This window comes from Brachybacterium sp. UMB0905, from assembly GCF_002871795.1.
Taxonomy (GTDB): domain Bacteria; phylum Actinomycetota; class Actinomycetes; order Actinomycetales; family Dermabacteraceae; genus Brachybacterium.
The window spans coordinates 291,280-309,940 of the sequence record NZ_PNHL01000002.1 but is presented as its reverse complement, the minus strand read 5'-3'; the positions used below and the strand labels follow the sequence as shown (position 1 = coordinate 309,940).

The following is an 18,661-nucleotide window of genomic DNA, read 5'->3' as shown; positions in this document are numbered from 1 at the left end:
GGCTCCTCAGGCGGTGGGCTGCAGATCGGACGGGGAGGACAGGGTGCCGCGCACGGCGGTGGCGGCGGCGACCACCGGGGAGACCAGGTGGGTGCGGCCGCCCTTGCCCTGCCGGCCCTCGAAGTTGCGGTTGGAGGTGGAGGCGGCGCGCTCCCCCGGCGCGAGCTGGTCGGGGTTCATGCCCAGGCACATGGAGCAGCCGGCCTGACGCCATTCGGCGCCGAAGGCGGTGAAGACCTCATCGAGGCCCTCCTGCTCGGCCTGCAGGCGCACCCGCGCCGAGCCGGGGACGACAAGCACCCGCACCTCGGGATGCTTGGTGCGGCCACGGACCACATCGGCGAAAGCGCGCAGGTCCTCGATCCGGCCGTTGGTGCACGAGCCCATGAACACGGTGTCCACCGCGATGTCCTTGAGCGGCATGCCGGGCACCAGGTCCATGTACTCGAGTGCCCGCTCGGCGGCGCTGCGGGAGGTGTCGTCGGTGAAGTCCTCCGGAGCGGGAACGGCGGCACTGAGCGGCAGGCCCTGGCCGGGGTTGGTGCCCCAGGTGACGAAGGGCTCGAGCTCATCGGCGTTGATCGTGACCTCGGCGTCGAAGACCGCATCGTCGTCGCTGCGCAGGGTCTTCCAGTAGGCGACGGCCTCGTCCCAGTCCGCGCCGGTCGGGGCGTGGGGGCGGCCCCTCACATACTCGAAGGTCGTCTCATCGGGGGCGATCATGCCGGCGCGGGCACCGGCTTCGATGGACATGTTGCAGATCGTCATGCGGCCCTCCATGGAGAGGGCGCGGATCGCCTCGCCGCGGTATTCGAGGACGTACCCGGCGCCGCCGCCGGTGCCGATCTGCGCGATGACGGCGAGGATGATGTCCTTCGCGGTGACGCCGGGCTTCAGGGAGCCGGTGACGTTCACGGCCATCGTCTTAAACGGGGTCAGCGGCAGGGTCTGGGTGGCCATGACGTGCTCGACCTCGGAGGTGCCAATCCCGAAGGCGAGGGCGCCGAACGCGCCGTGGGTGGAGGTGTGGGAGTCTCCGCATACGACGGTGATGCCGGGGATGGTGAGCCCCAGCTGCGGGCCGACGACGTGGACGATGCCCTGGTCCTTGTCGCCGAGGGGGTGGATGCGCACCCCGAACTCCTCGGCGTTGCGGCGCAGGGTCTCGATCTGGGTGCGAGAGGTGATGTCCGTGATCGGCTTGTCGATGTCGATCGTGGGGGTGTTGTGGTCCTCGGTGGCGAGCGTCTGGTCCACGCGGCGCAGGGTCCGGCCCTCCTGGCGCAGGCCGTCGAAGGCCTGGGGGCTCGTGACCTCGTGCAGGAGCTGGAGGTCGATGTAGAGCAGGTCCGGTTCTCCGTTCTCGCCGGCACGGACCACGTGATCCGTCCAGACCTTCTCCGCGAGGGTGCCCGCCATGTCGATCCTTCCCTGCGCCCTCGGGGCGCTTTCCTGAATGCTGAGACGCGCCCGGGCTGCGAGCGCTGCGGTCATCGTGGTCGGGGCCACGGCTGCCCGCATTTGCGTCTCAACAAATAAGACGGCAGTATCGGTGCATGGACAAAACCTCGGAGGACACCGGCAGCGGTGTCGGCGTGCTGGACAAGGCCGCGATCGTGCTGGGCGCACTGGAAGCCGGACCGGCCACACTCGCGCAGCTAGTGCAATCCACGGGCCTGGCCCGTCCCACCGCGCACCGGCTCGCGGTTGCGCTCGAGCACCACCACCTCGTGGCCCGGGACATGCAGGGCCGCTTCATCCTGGGGCCACGGCTCGGCGAGCTCGCCGCCGCCGCGGGTGAGGATCGCCTGCTGGCCTCCGCCGGCCCCGTGCTCGCTGCACTGCGGGACCACACCGGGGAGTCCGCTCAGCTGTACCGCCGCCAGGGCGATCACCGCATCTGCGTGGCCGCGGCGGAGCGGCCCATCGGCCTGCGGGACTCGGTACCGCTCGGCTCGGCGCTGACCATGCGCGCGGGCTCTGCCGCGCAGATCCTGCTGGCCTGGGAGGAGCCGGACCGGCTGCACCGCGGCCTGCTCGGCGCGCGCTTCACCGCCACCCAGCTCTCAGCGGTACGCCGTCGCGGCTGGGCACAGTCCATCGGTGAGCGCGAACCCGGCGTGGGATCAGTCTCCGCGCCGGTGCGCGGCCCCAACGGGCGCGTGGTCGCGGCGCTGTCCGTCTCCGGGCCGATCGATCGGATCACCCGCCAGCCCGGGCGCCTGCACGCCGCGAGCGTGATGAGCTCGGCGAACCACCTCACCGAGCTGCTGGCCCGCGCGGGGGCGTGAGCAGGGGCGCGGGAGCGTGAACTCAGGCTGGAACGACAGAAGCCGCCACCCGAGTGGGTGGCGGCTTCTGATTGGTACCCCGTACCGGATTTGAACCGGTGTTACCGCCGTGAGAGGGCGGCGTCCTGGGCCGCTAGACGAACGGGGCCCGGCAGCAACCGCAGATCGATCCGGGGATCATGATCGTGATGGTTCCTGCGTCGTACCCCGTACCGGATTTGAACCGGTGTTACCGCCGTGAGAGGGCGGCGTCCTAGGCCGCTAGACGAACGGGGCGCGGGCGGCGAGGCAGTGACTGCCTGCTGCGCTGGGGTACCAGGACTCGAACCTAGAATGACGGTACCAGAAACCGTTGTGTTGCCAATTACACCATACCCCATGGTGAGAGCACGTCTCCGAAGCCTCCGACCGGGTCTTGCGCGGTGGTTTCCGCACCTCCCGGGCCGATCGCTTCGGCGCCGTACCGAGGTAAGACTCTAGCGGGTCTGGCGCCGAAGCACAAAGCGAGAGGGGCCCTGAGCCCTGTGAGGCTCGGCACCCCTCGCACTGTGCTGAGGCAGATCGCGGCTCAGTCGGCGCTCTCCTCCGCAGCGAGCCGGTCCCGCAGTGACCGCAGCCTGGTAAGGCTCGAGGGCTTGCCCAGCAGCTCCATAGACTCGAACAGCGGCGGGGAGATCCGGCGCCCGGAGATGGCGCTGCGCAGCGGCCCGAAGGCCAGGCGCGGCTTAATACCCATCTCCTCGATGATCGCCCCACGCAGCGCAGCCTCGAGCGTCGCGGCGTCGAAGGAGTCCTCCGGAACCGCTTCGATCTCGGTGATCGCACGCTCAAGCACGGCCACCGGGTCATCGCCGAGCTTCTTCAGTGCATCGTCCTGGACCACGAGGTCCGCATCGGCCACAAAGAGGAAGCCCATGAGGTCCGGGGCCTCCCCGAGCAGGTTCATGCGTGTCTGCACCAGCGGGGTCGCCGCGCGCACCAGGGCGATCTGCTCGGCGCTCGGCTGCTCGGGCAGAACGCCGCCACGCTGCAGGTAGGGCACCAGGCGCTCGGCGAGGTCCTCCTCGGTGAGCAGGCGGATGTGGTCGGCGTTGATGGCGGTGGCCTTCTTGAGGTCCACGCGCGCGGGGTTGGGGTTCACATCGCGCGCATCGAAGCGCTCGACCATCTGCTCGCGAGTGAAGATGTCCTCGTCGGCGCTGTATCCCCAGCCCAGCAGCGCGAGGTAGTTGACCATGCCCTCAGCGATGAAGCCCTGCTCACGGTAGAGGAACAGGTCCGACTGCGGGTCACGCTTGGAGAGCTTCTTGTTGCCGTCTCCCATCACGTAGGGCAGGTGGCCGAACTCCGGGATGCGCTCGGCCACGCCGATCTCGATCAGCGCCCGGTAGAGGGCGATCTGCCGCGGCGTGGAGGAGAGGATGTCCTCACCGCGCAGCACGTGGGTGACGCGCATCAGCGCATCGTCCACCGGGTTCACGAGCGTGTACAGCGGCTGCCCGTTCGCGCGGACCACGACGAAGTCCGGGGTGGTGCCGGCCTTGAAGGTGATCTCCCCGCGCACCATGTCGGTGAAGGTGATGTCCTCCTCGGGCATGCGCAGGCGCCAGGTGGGCTCACGGCCCTCGGCACGGAAGGCGGCCTTCTGCTCCTCGGTCAGCTCGCGGTCGTAGCCGTCGTAGCCCAGCTGCGGGTCGCGGCCGGCGTCGATGTGGCGCTGCTTGATCTCCTCGGCAGTGGAGAAGGACTCGTAAATGTGCCCGGATTCCTTGAGCTTCGCGATGACGTCCTGATAGATCTCGCCGCGCTGGGACTGGCGGTAGGGGCCGTCGGGCCCGCCAACCTCCACGCCCTCATCCCAGTCGATGCCCAGCCAGCGCATGGCCTCCAGCAGCTGCTGGTAGGACTCCTCGCTGTCGCGGGCGGCGTCGGTGTCCTCGATGCGGAAGATCAGCTTTCCGCCGTGGCGGCGGGCATGCGCCCAGTTGAACAGGGCGGTGCGCACCATGCCGACATGCGGGGTGCCAGTGGGGCTGGGGCAGAAGCGCACCCGCACCTCGTCGGTCGGGGCAGGGGCGATGGGGGCGTCGGTCACGCGGGATGCTCCTCGAAGAAAGAAAGGGGGCGGAAAAGTGTAGGGATCAGCGGCGGTGGACGGGATTGCTCAGGGTTCCGATGCCCTCGATGGTCACATCCATGGTGCTCCCGGGATCGACGGTGCGCACCCCGGCGGGAGTGCCGGTGAGCACGAGATCACCGGGCAGCAGAGTGACCACGCGGGAGATCTCCGCGATCAGCTCGGGCACTGCCCGCAGCATGTCCGCGGTGCTGCCTTGCTGTGCGCTCTGGCCGTCCACGGCGCTCATGATCGCGAGATCTGTGGGGTCCAGGTCCGTCTCGATCCAGGGGCCGATGGGGCACGAGGTGTCGAAGGCCTTGGCGCGGAACCACTGCTTCTCCTCCCGCTGCGCATCGCGCGCGGTGAGGTCGTTCGCGCAGGTAAAGCCGAGGATGTGGGCGGACACCTGCTCGGGGGTGAGGTCTTTAGCGAGGGACTTGATCACCACGGCGAGCTCCGCCTCGAGGCTCAGCTCCTCGGTGTATCCGGGCATCATGACGGGCTCGCCGGGGCCGATCACGGCGGTGTTGGGCTTGAGGAACAGCAGCGCCTGCTCGGGCACGTCGTTGCCGAGCTCCGCGGCGTGCTCGGCGTAGTTGCGGCCCACGCATACCACCTTCGAGCGGGGGATGACGGGGGCCAGCAGCCGCACGTCATCCAGCGGGACGATGGTGCCGCTCGGGCGGATCTCGGTGTACAGCGGGTCGCCGGCGAGGCCGTAGACCATGTCCTGGCCGTCCTTCTCCTGGACGATGCCGAACATGGGGTCGCCGCCGGTGGTGAATCGGGCGATGCGCATGGCCGCCAGTCTAGGCGGTGGGTTTCGCGCCGTCGTCGGCCCCCGCGATGCCGCGGTGCGAACTGCCAGGGGTGTGGACGCGGGCCTGGAGGGCCGTCGGGTCCTCTTCCTCGATGATCGCGGTGATGTGGCGCACTGCTTCGGCGAACTCGGGCCGGGTGCGCAGCACCTCGATCGCCCCGTTGCCCTCCCCGGAGTGCGCGGGCAGGATCTCGTCGTGCACCACCCTGCCGGGGCGCGGCGACATCACGAGCACGCGGTCCCCTAGGTACACGGCTTCCTCGACGCTGTGGGTGATGAACAGGACGGTGTCCTCGCGGGCGTGGTGCAGCAGCAGCAGGTCGCTCTGCAGGCGGCGGCGGGTCAGGGAGTCCAGTGCCCCAAAGGGCTCATCCATGAGCATGATCTGCGGGGAGTTCGCGAGCACCCGGGCGATCTGGCAGCGCTGCTGCATGCCGCCGGAGAGCTCGTAGGTCTTGGCCTCGGCGAAATCGGCGAGGCCCACCATGCCCAGGTAGTAGTCCGCCAGACGTTCCCGTTCGGCGCGGGAGGCGCCGCGGTATCGGGGCCCGGCTTCGACGTTGCGCCGCACCGTCCACCAGGGGAACAGGGTGGGCTGCTGGAAGACCACGCCCCGCTGCGGGGAGGGGCCGGTGACGCTCTGCCCGTCGACCACGACCCGTCCTTCGCTCGGGGTGAGGAATCCGGCGGCCATGCGCAGCAGGGTGGTCTTGCCGCAGCCGGAGGGGCCGACGACGGTGACGAAGCTACCGGGCTCGATTGTGAGATCCACGCCGTCGAGGGCGGTCACGGGCTCGCCCCGGTCGCTGCGGTACCGGTGGGTGATGTGCTCGAAGGCGATCCGCCCGGCGGCGGGGGCCGGGGTTGCGCTCGGCTCGGCGCTCATCGGCCCACCTCCATCACCGCATCGGCGTGGACGCGTCCGGCGTACTGCTCCTCAGTCAGAGCTCCTTCGGTGAGTCGTACCTCGGCCAGGAAGCTGCCGGTGGAGTGCAGGGCCTCCCCTGCCCCGGCGCCGAACCAGTCCTCCCCTGCGAGATCCTCGGCGGTGAGGTAGGTGTAGCCGGCCATCTGCTGGCGTGCCACCTCCTCGGGCACGCCCAGCTGCGCGGCGATCGAGGCGGCCGCGGCATCCGGGTCCTCGAGGATCTGCTGGGCGGCATGGTCCTGCACGCGGGTCCACATGAGCATGAACTCGGGGTTCTGCGCGATGAACTCATCGCGCGCGGTCTGCATGTCGAAGGTGACAAAGCCCGCCTCGGCCGCGGCCGCGCTGTCCAGGACGCGGTGGCCGCCGAGGTCCTCAAGTTCGGTGAGGGTGGGCTCCCAGGCCCAGGCGGCGTCAATCTCTCCGGAGTGGGCGGCGGCGGGCATCTTGTCATTGGTGAGGTTCACGACCTCCACCTGCTGGGAGATCCCGGCCTGTTCGAGCATCGACAGCAGCACGTAGTGGGGTGTGGCGCCGAAGGTGACGGCGACGGTGCGCCCGGCGAGATCGTCGATCGTCGTGATCTCTTCGTCGAAGGCGACGAGTGCCTCGGAGGTGCCGATGACATCGGGCACCCAGATCAGGGAGATCGGCAGCTCGAGCGGCGGGCTCATGGCCTTCACCCCTGCGGAGGAGCCGTAGATGCCGATGTCGATCGATCCGGCGCCGAAGGCTTGGATGACGTCGTTGCCGCCGTTGAAGCGCATCCATTCGATGGTGGCGCTGGGCATGCAGCGCTCGAGCAGCCCGAGGTCCTTGACGATGAGGTCGCCGTTGGCGATGCCCTGCCAGGCGATACGAGCATGCGTGGTGATCGACGGGTCGGGCTCGACGGGGCAGGCGGCGCCGGCCACCGGATCGGAGTGGGGGTGGACGGTGCGGCCGGGCTGGATGCAGCCGGTGAGCGCGAGCAGCACGGCGAGCGCAGCGCCGAGGGCGGACAGGCGGGGTGATCGCATGTCTCAGGCCTCCTTGCCCTGCCAGGGGACCAGCAGGTCTCCGATACGGACGATGAGCTGGTCCAGGGCTACGGCGACGATGCCGATCACGAGGATGCAGGCGATTGTCAGGGCGGTCTGGAGCTGGACGCCGGCCTGGAAGGCGAGGCCACCGATGCCGGGGATGCCGTTGTTGAGCTCGGCGGCCACGACGGTGGTCCAGGCGAATCCGGTGGCTAGGCGCACGCCCTGGACGACGAAGGGCAGGGAGGACGGCAGGGTGACGGTGAGGATCCGCTGCCAGCGGCTGGCGCCAAGGGATGCGGCGGCCAGCAGCCGGTCGCGGCTGACGGCGCCGACCCCCTGGATGGTTGCGATGACGACGGGTGGGAAGGCGGCCAGGAACAGCAGCCAGTACTTGGAGGATTCGCCGATGCCCACCCACACCACGAGCAGGCCGATGTAGCCCAGCGGTGGCAGGGCGCGCAGGAAGTTCAGGTAGGGGGCGATGAGCACCATGAGGAAGCGGGAGCTGCCCATGAGATAGCCGATGGCGATGCCGAGCACTGCCCCAAGTCCCACGCCCATGCCGATGCGCTGCAGGGAGACCACGAGGTGCTCCCACAGGTAGTAGTTGGACTCGCCGCAGATCTTGCGGGTGGCGCCTTCGGCGATCGGATAGCAGGAGTTCGCGCGCCAGAACGCGTCCCACACGGCGCCGGGGCCGGGGAGGTAGAGCGGATCCACGACCCGCGCGGCGGCGATCGCCCACCACACAAGCAGCAGCGCCACGAGGGAGCCGAGCTGGAGGGCGAGCGTGCGCCCGGTGCGGGAGAGGGGCATGGGGCGCACAGTAGCAACGACTGCAGCGGCAGACCGGGCCCTCCTGCCCCGCCACCGGCCCGAATGCGGACCTTTGCTCCAGGAGGTGCGCACCCCTACCCATGAAAGGTCTGTACATCCATAGGCTTTGTATTTGGTGGCCATAAGCAGGGATTTGTGTTACTGACAAGAAGGACTGTGGTCCCCGCTACACCCCCGCCGTGCTTCCTAGCCTCGAGACGCCGGAGCCCCCATGGCACCCCGCACACACCCCGTACTCCCCCGTCGAAGGAAGCACGATGACCACCCCCACCGCCACGCGCGACGAGGCGATGATCGACCGTCTCGCCCGTTCGTTCCCGAAGCAGCAGCCGCTGATCGCTCTGGCGATCCTCGTGGTCTGCCTCCTCATCGGCACCTTCGTCGTCGATGACAGCGTGAAGTTCTACCTCTACGGCATCGCCGGTCTGTGCCTGGGCTACGTGCTGGTGCGCGGCGCCTTCGGCTTCGCCGGCGGCATCAAGCGCGTCTACGTCGTCGGCGAAGGCAGCCTCACCACCGCCCTGCTGACGATGTTCACCGTCACCACGCTGTTCACCCTGTCCTGGCAGTGGGCACAGAGCGCCGGACTGCTGCCGATGGACAAGAACGGGGAGCTGATCGGCAGCGCGAACATCGCCCCCATCGGCCTGCCGCTGATCATCGGGGCGTTCCTGTTCGGCATGGGCGCGATCATGGCTGGGGCGTGCGCCTCGGGCTGTCTCACCGACGCCGGCGAGGGCTACATCCGCGCCGTCATCGCCCTGGTGTTCTTCATCCTGTTCTCCGTTCCCGGAGAGATGGGCCGCGCCGCGATCGAGAGCACCATGGGTGAGGGCTTCACCCTCCACCTGCCGCAGTGGTTCGGCTACCCCGGCGCGATCCTGCTGAGCCTCATCGGCTTCTTCGTCATCTACATGCTGGTGTGGGGCTACGAGCGCAAGCGCAAGCGTGAGGCCACCGTCGAGCATGTGCAGACCCCCGCGGAGATGCTGCCCATCCCCGGAGACACCGACGGCCGCACCGACCGCTTCTTCGGCTACCGCCTGTGGCACAACCTGTTCAGCACCCGCTGGACCTTCATGACCTCCGCGATGATGCTCGCCTTTTTGTGGATCTTCATCCTCGTCACCACCCACAAGGCCTGGGGCGTCACCTCCGGCTTCACCACCCTGGATGTGGCAGCGCTGAAGCTCGTGGGCATCGAGTTCCAGGCTGACTGGGCCACCAAGGCCAATGAGGCCATCGCCGGCGGCCTGCTGAACGACGGCGGCACCGTGCGAAACCTCGGCCTGTTGATCGGCGCCGCCTACGCCCTGCTGCTGGCCGGCCGCTTCCGGATCAATACGGACTTCTCCGCCCGCGACGCCGTGATCTACGGCGGTGGCGGCGCGCTGATGGGCTTCGGTGCCCGCATGGCCGATGGCTGCAACATCGGCGCCCTGTTTTCCGGGCTGTCCGTCGGGTCCCTGAGCGGCTGGGTGTTCGGAGTCTTCCTGGTCCTCGGCGCCGCCGCGGGGCTGAAGATCTTCGAGGGGAAGCTGAACATCATCCCGCCGAGCCGCCACATCACCGTGAACCCCACCACTCTGCCCGCCCACCGCATCACCGACCGCTGACCGCGACCGCACCCACCGGGAAGGAACCCTCACCATGACCACCCAGAAGCGTCACCTCATCATCGGCGGCGTCGCCGGCGGTGCCTCGACCGCCGCCCGCCTGCGCCGACTGGACGAATCCGCCGAGATCATCATGTTCGAGCGCGGCCCCCACGTCTCCTTCTCCAACTGCTGCCTGCCCTGGCACCTCTCCGGCGTCATCGAGAAGGCGGACACGCTGGTGCTGATGGACCCCGAGCAGTTCTGGAACCAGTATCGGATCATCGCCCGTACCGGCCATGAGGTCACCGCGATCGACACCGCGAACAAGACCATCACCGTCACGCAGGTGGCGACCGGCACCGAGACCACCGAGGCATACGACACCCTGACCCTGTCCCCCGGTGCCTCCCCGGTGGTGCCGCCCATCCCGGGCGTGGACGGCGAGCACGTGTTCACGGTGCGCAACGTCGTGGACATCGATGCGCTGAACACCTTCCTGCACAACCGCGACGTCCAGGACGTGGTGGTGATCGGCGGGGGGTTCATCGGCCTGGAGGTCGCCGAGAACCTCGTGCACGGCGGGCGGAAGGTCGCCCTCGCCGAGGCCCTCCCCCAGGTGCTCAGCCCGCTGGATCCCGAGCTCGCCGCCGTCCTGCACCGCGAGCTGAGGAACCAGGGGGTGGACCTGCACCTCGGCGATGCCGTCGCCGAGATCCGCGAGAACGAGGTGGTGCTCGCCTCCGGCGCCACCGTCCCCGCCCAGGCGGTCGTCATGAGCATCGGTGTGCGCCCGGAGACCGCGCTCGCCCGCGCGGCCGGTCTGGAGATCGGCACCACCGGCGGCATCGCCGTCGACGAGCACTTCCGCACCTCCGCGCCCGATGTGTACGCCGTCGGCGATGCCATTGAGGTGACCCACAAGCTGACCGGCCAGCCCACGCTGCTGGCGATGGCCGGTCCCGCGCAGCGACAGGCCCGCGCCGTGGCCGACCACATCTACGGCCGGCCCACCCGCAACCGCGGTGTGATCGGCTCCTCGGTGGTGCAGGTCTTCGACTACACCGCCGCCTCGACCGGCCTGAACGAGAAGCAGGCCACAGCCGCCGGGATCGACCACGACTTCGTGTACGTGATCCCGGCGGACTCGGTGGGCATCATGCCGCAGTCCATGCCGATGTTCTTCAAGCTGCTGTTCGAGCGGCCCAGCGGCCGGGTCCTCGGCGCGCAGGCCGTCGGCACCGGCGCGGCGGACAAGCGCATCGACGTCATCGCGACGCTCATCATGATGGACGGCACCCTGGAGGATCTGGCAGACCTCGAGCTCGCCTACTCCCCCATCTACTCCACGGCGAAGGACGTGGTGATCCACGCAGCGCTCGTGGGGCTGAACATCCTGCACGGGGAGTTCGAGCAGGTCCCGGTCACGCAGGTGCGCGAGCTCGTGGAGGAGGGCGCGTTCATCATCGACGCGCGGGAGCCCGACGAGTTCGCCGCCGGCCACCTCACCACCGCGGTGAACATCCCCCTGTCCCAGTTCCGGGATCGGCTCGAGGAGATCCCCGCGGACCGCGAGGTGTATGTGCACTGCCGGTCCTCGCAGCGCTCCTACAACATGGTGCGGGCGCTCGCGCAGCTGGGTCGCCCGAACGCCGTGAACATCTCCGGCTCCTACCTCGGGATCTCCATGGAGGAGTTCTTCACCGACGCCGCGAGCGGCCGCGACCGGATCGTCACGGAGTACAACTTCGACTGACCTGCCGATGCCGCTCACGGGGTGGTGCGATCTGCGGGTCGCACCACCCCGTGCACTGTCGCCCTGACGGGTGCAGGAGGAAGCTGCCCTAAGGTAATGCGGCAGCGGGTCGACGGACCCGCCCGGCAGGAAGGTGGAGGCGGTGAGTGACCCGTTGCTGATGACGGTGCCAGAGGCACAGGCCGCGCGACGCGCTCACGAACAGCGAGCCGATGCGCTGACCGCCGCGCACCGGGCGCGCCGTCTGCGGGGCGAGAAGCATCCGGTCGAGGACTTCCTGTTCACCTACTACCCCTTCTCCCCTGCGCGCTTGCGCCGCTGGCATCCGGGGTGGGATGTCGCCTATCCGGTATCGGCCGATGACGATGCGCACGGTCGCCCCGCGATCACCGACGTTGACGACCATGGGCGGCGTTCCTGGTACGTGGACACTGAGGGGCTGCGCCGCGCGGACGTGCAGCGATATCTCACCGAGCGCGCCGATGCACTGAGGTTCATGCATCGGCTGCTGCGCTCCTCGGCGCTGACTCGGCGCCGCCCCGAGTTCGGCTGCTTCGGCCTGCACGAGTGGGCGATGGTGCATGGGCTGCAGCCTGGCCAGCAGCGGCATGAGGACCTGCCGCTGCGGCTCAGCCAGGCGGAGACCGACGCGGTGGTGGAGCGGGAGCGCCTGGTGTGCTCGCATATCGACGCGTTCCGCTTCTTCACCCCCACATCTGCGCCCCGGAACTCTCTGGAGCCGACGCGGCAGCGGCAGGTGGAGCTCGACAATCCCGCCTGCCTGCACGTGGGGATGGACCTGTACAAGTGGGCGATGAAGCTCACGCCGCTGGTGCCGTCCGAGCTGGTGCTGGACTGTTTCGAGCATGCACGTGCCACCCGCGTGCTGGACATGGAGGCAAGCCCCTACGACGTCCGCCCTCTCGGCTACGGCGTGGTGCCGATCGAGACGCCCGAGGGCAAGGCCGAGTACGTGCGACTCCAGCGGAAGCTCGCCGAGGGGGCCGACGTGTTACGGGAACGGCTGCTGGAGGTTTTGGGTGCTGTGCTGCCTGCACACAGCATCGCCGGTTAGGGCTGAACACGCTCTATCCTGAAAGCACCGTCAATGAAGGGGGATCCGTGAACGACACAGCAGCCACCCGCGCACGCGAGGGACGCATCGCCACTGCAGCCGCCGCCCTGGCATCCCGTGCGCATGAAGGCCCGACCGCACTGCTCAGCATGACCGATGAGCAGCTTCTTGTTCTCAGCGGGCGCGATCCGAACTCTGCGCTGGTTACCCCCTGGGTTGATGCGCATGCGCAGTCAGAGCAGGATCACGATCTGCTGCTGCGCTCGACAGCGCGGGCGATGCTCGCGGGTGGTCAGGTGTCGACGGAGTCGACGCTCGCAGCTCTTGAAGAGCGTGACCCCATGGGTGAGCCGTCAGATCTGCTTCCCGTTCCGGTGGTAGCCGGCGTACTGGGCCGCCGCGGTTATTCGCAGCTGCGCGTCACGGCTACAGATCTCGATGCGTCCGAGCGAGGGGCGCTACAGCAGTTCGCCGACAGCGATGGCACCGTCATGCTCGAGCAGATCTCCGCAAACGGCATTCATCACTTCACAATGTGCACGCGCGAGGCCGCCATCGAACTCGCATCGCCGTGGATCTTTGGCCAGCTCCCTACGCCTGGAGAAGGATCTCCTCTCCCCGTGTCAGAGGATTCTGATACCCCCGAGGTGGTAACCGGTCGGTACGAGCAGCTGCGCACGGATTCTCCGCTTGCCGACATCCTCCAGGATGCCGAGCGTCGGATCGCCTTTTTGGCCGAGGATCGTCGTGCACGGACCACGCAGGTGATGTGGGTGATCACAGCAGGCACAGAGCATATCGCCGTACAGCCTGCCGACGAGACGCTGGACCCGGAGGCTCTAGAGGAGGTCAGCCTGGAAGCTCTTCGCGTCTCGCGGGCAGGCATCACCGCCCAATTGAGCGACTTCCTCACCGTGGCCTAAGCGGAAGCATCGTTCCAGCCATAGGCCAGGGCGCTTGAACCTATCAGCCGAACAGGAGATCTCCAACCGCCTCAACCCCACGCTGCGGCAGGTCGATGATCGGATCAATTATCGGCACCGCATCGCGGATACCCTCCGACACGGTTTCAAATCCGCTCTCGGCCAGAGAAGTCACGGTCTCGGTTCCTTCACGCAGACCGCTCCAGCCAGTCAGGGCCTCTACAGCATGCCCGGGGGCCTCGATGAGCATCTTCGACGGGGAACCATCGCCCCAGCCGGAATTCGCAGCAGTCACCGTTGCCGCGTTCCATGCTATGTCCAGCGCACCGGTTGCGATTCCGCCAAACTGTCCGATCGCGACGGTGACCGGGGTTGGGATCATGCCGACGACGGTCATCGTGAGATCCAGCGCGTTGATCCCATAAGTAATCCCCGCGTCGAGGACGCCAAACAGATCTCCATCCTGGAATGCCTGTAACCCGTCATAGACGGCGATGCCCATCGATCCCGCATCTGCGATGATATTCAGGATGTCGCCACCGATATTCCCAGGAATCATGCCGTAGGCATCGATGATCGAGGTGATCGCGGACCAAGTGTTCAGGCCGATGATGCCGTTCTCGCCGAGAAGGTCTCCCCAGAAGCCGTCACTCTCCAACGGCTCATAGTTTTCGAGCCAATCGACGATGTCCTTGAAGATCTCACCGAGCGTACCCAAAATCGAGCCGTCACCCGGCTCGCTCGCTTCATCCTGCTCCTCGGCATGCTTCCGCAGCTCTTCCAGGAGCTGCCGCAGTCGCTCGGCAGCCTCATGTAATCTCTGGCGCAGATCACCTTCCCACGTGGCACGGAAATCGTCGGCATCAGGGCCGAGCCACGCAACGGTGCTGACCGTGGAACTGAGCCGCATGGCCAGATCTTCGATCTGCTTCGCGCCCGCACCCGTGAGCTCCGCCTGCTGCTGCAGCTGCTCCGTATCCGCACCCCAGAAGGCCATGCCTCTTCCTCTCAATCTCGCCTGCCGTGCCAATCGCAGCCGTCTTCGTACCTGAAGAGTAGATGGAGATAACCGTCCAGGCGATGGGGAGTACTCCCCATATGAGGTCTCCGGCCAAGCCCGCGCGATCACGGTTAAGCTTCTCCAGCCAGGCATGACAGAGCATTCCCCGGGGAGACAGACCAGATGGCTTCAGAGGCACCGCACGGCCGGGTACTACACCACGTCGGCTTCTCTACTCCCGTGCGCACACTGCAGATCGGTGGGACAGTCCTATTCGCACTGCTCGCTGCCGTGCTGATACCTGTGCTGTCCGTGATGTGGATTCGTGCCGCCAGCTCCGCTGCCAGCGTCGCCATCGCAATCGTGCTGGCCCTGGTGGCACTCGCAGTAACGTTGCTTCTGGTCATCCATGTACTGCGTGCAGCGCGAGCTGCACTGATCATCACGACGAGAGGCGTGAGGATTCGCGGGCTCCTCCGCACCGTCTGGATCCCTTGGGAGTCGGTGGCTCGCATCGAGAGCTCGGGGCACTTCTACTGGCGCCGCGCTACGTGCGTGGTGACCACAGATCATCGCCAGCTACTCGCCGTCGTCACGGCGGATCAGTACCAGATACTCCGCGGAGAAGGCCGGGATCTCGCCGCACAGGATCCCACCGCGCCCCTTCTGCCCACGCAACTCGCCATCGGCGCCCACCGCCGTTTCCTCGCCGGCGAGTTCCGGGAGCACTGAGTCCCGCAGCGCCGCACAGAGTCTCCGCGCGGTGCTGCATGACCAGCCCGTCAGCAGACATCCAGGACAGGTGTGCGCACAGTAGCGCAGCACCGGGGATGTGAACGACCACGAGGGGCGGAAATGGGCAGCAGTTCAGCAGAACGGCGCGGGGGCCGGAGCTGGTGCGCCTGGTCGCGATCATCGCTGTTCCGCCTCTGCTTCTGATTCCGCTGATCGTCGTGATGATGTGGCGGGTCAGCACCATGGCGGTCACCATCCGGCGTGACGGCGCGCCGCATGGAAGCGCCACCGCGCTGTGCCAGCGGTCCTGGGAACAGCACCGCGCGGGAGGTTGTCGATGAGCGGGCAGCTGCCGTACAGCCTGCACTTCAGCTCAGGGAACGCGCTGCTTCCTCCCCCGCGGCTGCGGTGCTGCGTGATGCGATGTGGCGCGCACAGGCCGGGGAGTTACAGGGGCACTGACCTTCCTCAGCAGCATCAAGCACCAGGCCGCCCACCGGGTCACGCGGTCAGGTCGCCTCAACGGTGGGTCAGTTCACCTCGTCGGCGACCTCGACGTCGTAGCTGACCTCGCCGTCCTCAACACCCGTGACGGTGACCATGACGTCGATGCTCTCCCCGCCGGCGCTCAGCACGCAGGTCATCTCGGCGCCTTCCTCAGCCGGGAAACCATCAGGGCAGTCGACGTCATCGGGCGCGACTCCCACCTGCTCGGTGAGCGGGTCCGTGATCCGCTGCTCCACGTCCTCCTCTGGAACCGGTGCACCACCCAGAGAGCAGCCCGCGACGGACAGGACAGTGACGCCGGTGAGCGCGAGACTGGCGGTGGTGCGTCGGACACGACGAAGCATGGTTCCTCCTCGGTGGGTGAGCACCGTGACCGTCACACGCCACGCCTGATCACTCACGGCGCCCCCGCGTCTATCGGGGCGATGGGGGCACCTCCCGATGCTCGCGAGCGCGGTCGGCCACCACCCCACCTGGCACACTGGTGTCCATGCCCCATCTGCTGCCGTTTTTGCCCGATGCCACTGCGAGCGACGGACAGGACGCGATCGTCGAGGGGTTCATCGCCGCGCAGGCGGAGATCGGCCGCACCCTCTATCCCCATCAGGAGGAGGCGCTGCTGGCCATCGCCGCCGGTGACCACGTCATCGCCGCAACCCCCACCGGTTCGGGCAAGACCACGATCGCGTACTCCGCGCTGTTCGCCGCCATGGCCCGTGGGGAGCGTGCCTACTACACCGCGCCGATCAAAGCGCTCGTGAGCGAGAAGTTCTTCGACCTCGTCGCCCAGTTCGGCGCGGACAAGGTCGGCATGATGACCGGGGACAGCTCGGTCAACCACGACGCCCCGATCATCGTGTGCACCGCGGAGATCCTCGCCAACCATGCGCTGCGTGACGGTCCCACCTCCGATGTGGGCCTGGCGGTGATGGACGAGTTCCACTACTACGGCGATCCGCAGCGTGGCTGGGCCTGGCAGGTGCCGCTGATCGAGCTGCCGCGCTGCCAGTTCGTGCTCATGAGCGCAACCCTCGGTGACGTCACCTCCCTGGTCACCGATCTTGAGCAGCGCACCGGCCGGGAGGTGAGCGTCATCGCCGACGCCCCGCGCCCCGTGCCGCTCGACTTCCGCTGGTCCACCGAAGCCCTCGAGGACACCATCACCGGCATTCTCGAGGGCCGCGACGCCCCGGTGTACATCGTGCACTTCACGCAGAAGGACGCGCTTGAGCAGGCGCAAGCCCTGCAGGGACGCAAGATCCTCACCCGCGAGCAGAAGGAGCAGGTCCGCGAGATCATCGGGGACTTCCGCTTCTCCAAGGGGTTCGGGCAGATCCTCTCGCGTCTGGTGCGCGAGGGCATCGGGGTGCATCACGCCGGGATGCTGCCCAAGTACCGGCGTCTGGTGGAGAAGCTCGCCCAGTCCGGGCTGCTGAAGCTCATCTGCGGCACCGACACCCTGGGGGTGGGCATCAACGTGCCGATCCGGACGGTGCTGCTGACGGGCCTGACGAAATTCGACGGCCGACGCTCACGCCTGCTGAACGCCCGCGAGTTCCACCAGATCGCCGGGCGCGCCGGTCGGGCGGGCTTCGACACCATCGGCCATGTGGTGGTGCAGGCCCCGCCGTGGACCGTCGAGTTCGAGAAGCAGCTGGCCAAGCAGAAGGCCCGCGAAGAGGCCGGACGCACCCCCAACAACGCTAAGAAGCGCAAGAAGGAGCCGAAGCCGCGCGTGCCCGACGGCGCAGTGTCCTGGTCCGAGCAGAACCTCACCAAGCTCGTCGAGAACCCGCCCGAGCAGCTGCGGCCCCATCTGCAGATCACCCCGTCGATGGTGCTCGCGCTCATCAGCCGGCCCGGGGATGCGATCGCCGCCGGGCGCCATCTGATCTTCACCAGCCACCAGACCCGCACCCAACAGTTCACGCTCGCCCGGCGGGGCCTGGAGATCCTGCGGGGCCTGCGGGACGCCGAGATCGTGCAGGTGCTGCCCGAGCTCGACCATCTGGGGCGTCGCCTGGCGCTGGTGGAGGATCTGCAGCTGGACTTCACGATGAACCAGCCGCTCGCCCCCTTTGCGATCGCCATGATCGACAGTCTGGATGAAGACTCCGAATCCCTCACCCTGGACACTGTCTCGATCATCGAGGCGATCCTTGAGGATCCCCGACAGATCCTGCTCGCGCAGCAGAACGCCGCCAAGGGCGAACTGCTCGCGGAGCTGAAGGCCGACGGGGTGGAGTACACCGAGCGGATGGCGCTGTTGGACGAGGTCACCTGGCCCAAGCCTCTTGAAGAGGACCTCGAGGCGGCGCTCGAGATCTACGCCCGCACCCGCCCCTGGGTGCGGGCCGAGGACCTCTCCCCCAAGTCTGTGGTGCGCGAACTGCATGAGACCGGGCAGACCTTCAGCGAGTTCGTGCAGCGCTACGGGCTGCAGCGCAGCGAAGGGATCGTGCTGCGCTACCTCTCGGATGCCTACCAGGCGCTGCGGCGCACCATCCCGCAGGATCTGCGCACCGAGGAGCTCGAGGATCTCATCGAGTGGCTGGGCGTGCTGGTGCGCGGCATCGACTCCTCCCTGCTGGATGAGTGGGAGGCCCTCACCCATCCGGAGGATGGGGAGCCCGATGCCGCCGCCGAGCTGCGCTCCACCTCGGTGCGCTCCCTGTCCGGGCAGGCGAAGGTGCTGCGCACCATGGTGCGTGCGGCGATGTGGCAGCGTGTGGAGCATTTCGCCTTCGAGCGCGAGGAGCGTCTGGCGCAGCTCGACGGTGCCTCCAGCTGGGACCGGGACCGCTGGGCGTCGGCGATGGACGACTATTACGACACCTACGATCACGTGGGCATCGACGGCCCCGCCCGTTCGCCGCAGCTGCTGCAGATCACCGAGGAGTCGAAGGTCTGGCGGATTCGTCAGGTGCTCGATGATCCTGATCATCACCGCGACTGGGCGATCGAGGCGGAGCTTGATCTCGAGGCCACCGATGAGGCCGGTGAACCGGTACTCGCCATCACGCACGTGGGCGATATCGCGGATCGCTGAG

General features: G+C 67.8%; 15 protein-coding genes and 3 tRNA genes. 7 read left to right on the top strand and 11 right to left on the bottom strand.

Features of this window, described 5'->3' with window-relative positions; all coding sequences use genetic code 11:
- Positions 1–6 precede the first annotated feature (6 nt).
- Positions 7–1,419, bottom strand: a complete 1,413-nt coding sequence (gene leuC / locus CJ197_RS02900; protein WP_102235234.1) for a 3-isopropylmalate dehydratase large subunit — start codon at positions 1,417–1,419, stop codon at positions 7–9.
- Between the two features lie 137 nt (positions 1,420–1,556).
- Between leuC and CJ197_RS02895 the strand changes: the two genes are divergently transcribed.
- Positions 1,557–2,291, top strand: a complete 735-nt coding sequence (locus CJ197_RS02895; protein ID WP_102235233.1) for an IclR family transcriptional regulator — start codon at positions 1,557–1,559, stop codon at positions 2,289–2,291.
- A gap of 72 nt (positions 2,292–2,363) precedes the next feature.
- On the opposite strand, the gene CJ197_RS02890 is transcribed toward CJ197_RS02895, so the two are convergent.
- The 8 genes from CJ197_RS02890 to CJ197_RS02855 form a co-directional block, all read right to left on the bottom strand.
- A tRNA-Glu gene (locus CJ197_RS02890) sits at positions 2,364–2,439 on the bottom strand.
- A 55-nt stretch (positions 2,440–2,494) separates the two neighbouring features.
- Positions 2,495–2,567: transfer RNA gene (locus tag CJ197_RS02885), tRNA-Glu, on the bottom strand.
- A gap of 31 nt (positions 2,568–2,598) precedes the next feature.
- A tRNA-Gln gene (locus CJ197_RS02880) sits at positions 2,599–2,670 on the bottom strand.
- A 189-nt stretch (positions 2,671–2,859) separates the two neighbouring features.
- Complete coding sequence (gene gltX / locus CJ197_RS02875) at positions 2,860–4,299, bottom strand: glutamate--tRNA ligase (protein ID WP_233190621.1); 1,440 nt, start codon at positions 4,297–4,299, stop codon at positions 2,860–2,862.
- A 133-nt stretch (positions 4,300–4,432) separates the two neighbouring features.
- Positions 4,433–5,209, bottom strand: a complete 777-nt coding sequence (locus tag CJ197_RS02870) for a fumarylacetoacetate hydrolase family protein (RefSeq protein ID WP_102235231.1) — start codon at positions 5,207–5,209, stop codon at positions 4,433–4,435.
- 10 nt (positions 5,210–5,219) lie between these two features.
- Complete coding sequence (locus CJ197_RS02865) at positions 5,220–6,116, bottom strand: ABC transporter ATP-binding protein (protein WP_102235230.1); 897 nt, start codon at positions 6,114–6,116, stop codon at positions 5,220–5,222.
- Positions 6,113–7,177 carry an ABC transporter substrate-binding protein gene (locus CJ197_RS02860; RefSeq protein ID WP_102235229.1) on the bottom strand — a complete coding sequence of 355 codons (1,065 nt, stop codon included), beginning with the start codon at positions 7,175–7,177 and terminating at the stop codon, positions 6,113–6,115. The genes CJ197_RS02865 and CJ197_RS02860 overlap by 4 nt, the downstream gene beginning before the upstream one ends.
- Positions 7,178–7,180: 3 nt before the next feature.
- Positions 7,181–7,999, bottom strand: a complete 819-nt coding sequence (locus tag CJ197_RS02855; RefSeq protein ID WP_102235284.1) for an ABC transporter permease — start codon at positions 7,997–7,999, stop codon at positions 7,181–7,183.
- A 278-nt stretch (positions 8,000–8,277) separates the two neighbouring features.
- On the opposite strand from CJ197_RS02855, the gene CJ197_RS02850 reads away from it, so the two are divergent.
- The 4 genes from CJ197_RS02850 (at position 8,278) to CJ197_RS02835 (ending at position 13,369) form a co-directional block, all read left to right on the top strand.
- The gene (locus tag CJ197_RS02850; protein ID WP_102235228.1) at positions 8,278–9,636 is read left to right on the top strand and encodes a YeeE/YedE family protein; all 1,359 of its coding nucleotides are present in this window, start codon (positions 8,278–8,280) and stop codon (positions 9,634–9,636) included.
- Positions 9,637–9,670: 34 nt separating this feature from the next.
- Entirely contained in the window at positions 9,671–11,371 is a 1,701-nt protein-coding gene (locus CJ197_RS02845; RefSeq protein WP_102235227.1) for an FAD-dependent oxidoreductase, read from the top strand.
- A 160-nt stretch (positions 11,372–11,531) separates the two neighbouring features.
- A complete protein-coding gene (locus tag CJ197_RS02840; protein ID WP_102235283.1) occupies positions 11,532–12,446 on the top strand; it encodes a 3-methyladenine DNA glycosylase in 915 nt (304 codons plus the stop codon).
- Between the two features lie 47 nt (positions 12,447–12,493).
- Complete coding sequence (locus tag CJ197_RS02835; RefSeq protein WP_102235226.1) at positions 12,494–13,369, top strand: hypothetical protein; 876 nt, start codon at positions 12,494–12,496, stop codon at positions 13,367–13,369.
- Positions 13,370–13,412: 43 nt separating this feature from the next.
- On the opposite strand, the gene CJ197_RS02830 is transcribed toward CJ197_RS02835, so the two are convergent.
- On the bottom strand, positions 13,413–14,366 hold the full coding sequence (locus tag CJ197_RS02830; protein WP_102235225.1) for a WXG100 family type VII secretion target: 954 nt from the start codon (positions 14,364–14,366) through the stop codon (positions 13,413–13,415).
- 243 nt (positions 14,367–14,609) lie between these two features.
- Between CJ197_RS02830 and CJ197_RS02825 the strand changes: the two genes are divergently transcribed.
- The gene (locus CJ197_RS02825) at positions 14,610–15,101 is read left to right on the top strand and encodes a PH domain-containing protein (RefSeq protein WP_158239349.1); all 492 of its coding nucleotides are present in this window, start codon (positions 14,610–14,612) and stop codon (positions 15,099–15,101) included.
- 533 nt (positions 15,102–15,634) lie between these two features.
- On the opposite strand, the gene CJ197_RS02815 is transcribed toward CJ197_RS02825, so the two are convergent.
- A complete protein-coding gene (locus CJ197_RS02815; protein WP_102235222.1) occupies positions 15,635–15,955 on the bottom strand; it encodes a DUF4333 domain-containing protein in 321 nt (106 codons plus the stop codon).
- 146 nt (positions 15,956–16,101) lie between these two features.
- On the opposite strand from CJ197_RS02815, the gene CJ197_RS02810 reads away from it, so the two are divergent.
- Positions 16,102–18,660: an RNA helicase gene (locus tag CJ197_RS02810; protein ID WP_102235221.1), complete on the top strand. Its 2,559-nt coding sequence runs from the start codon at positions 16,102–16,104 to the stop codon at positions 18,658–18,660.
- Position 18,661: the final 1 nt, after the last annotated feature.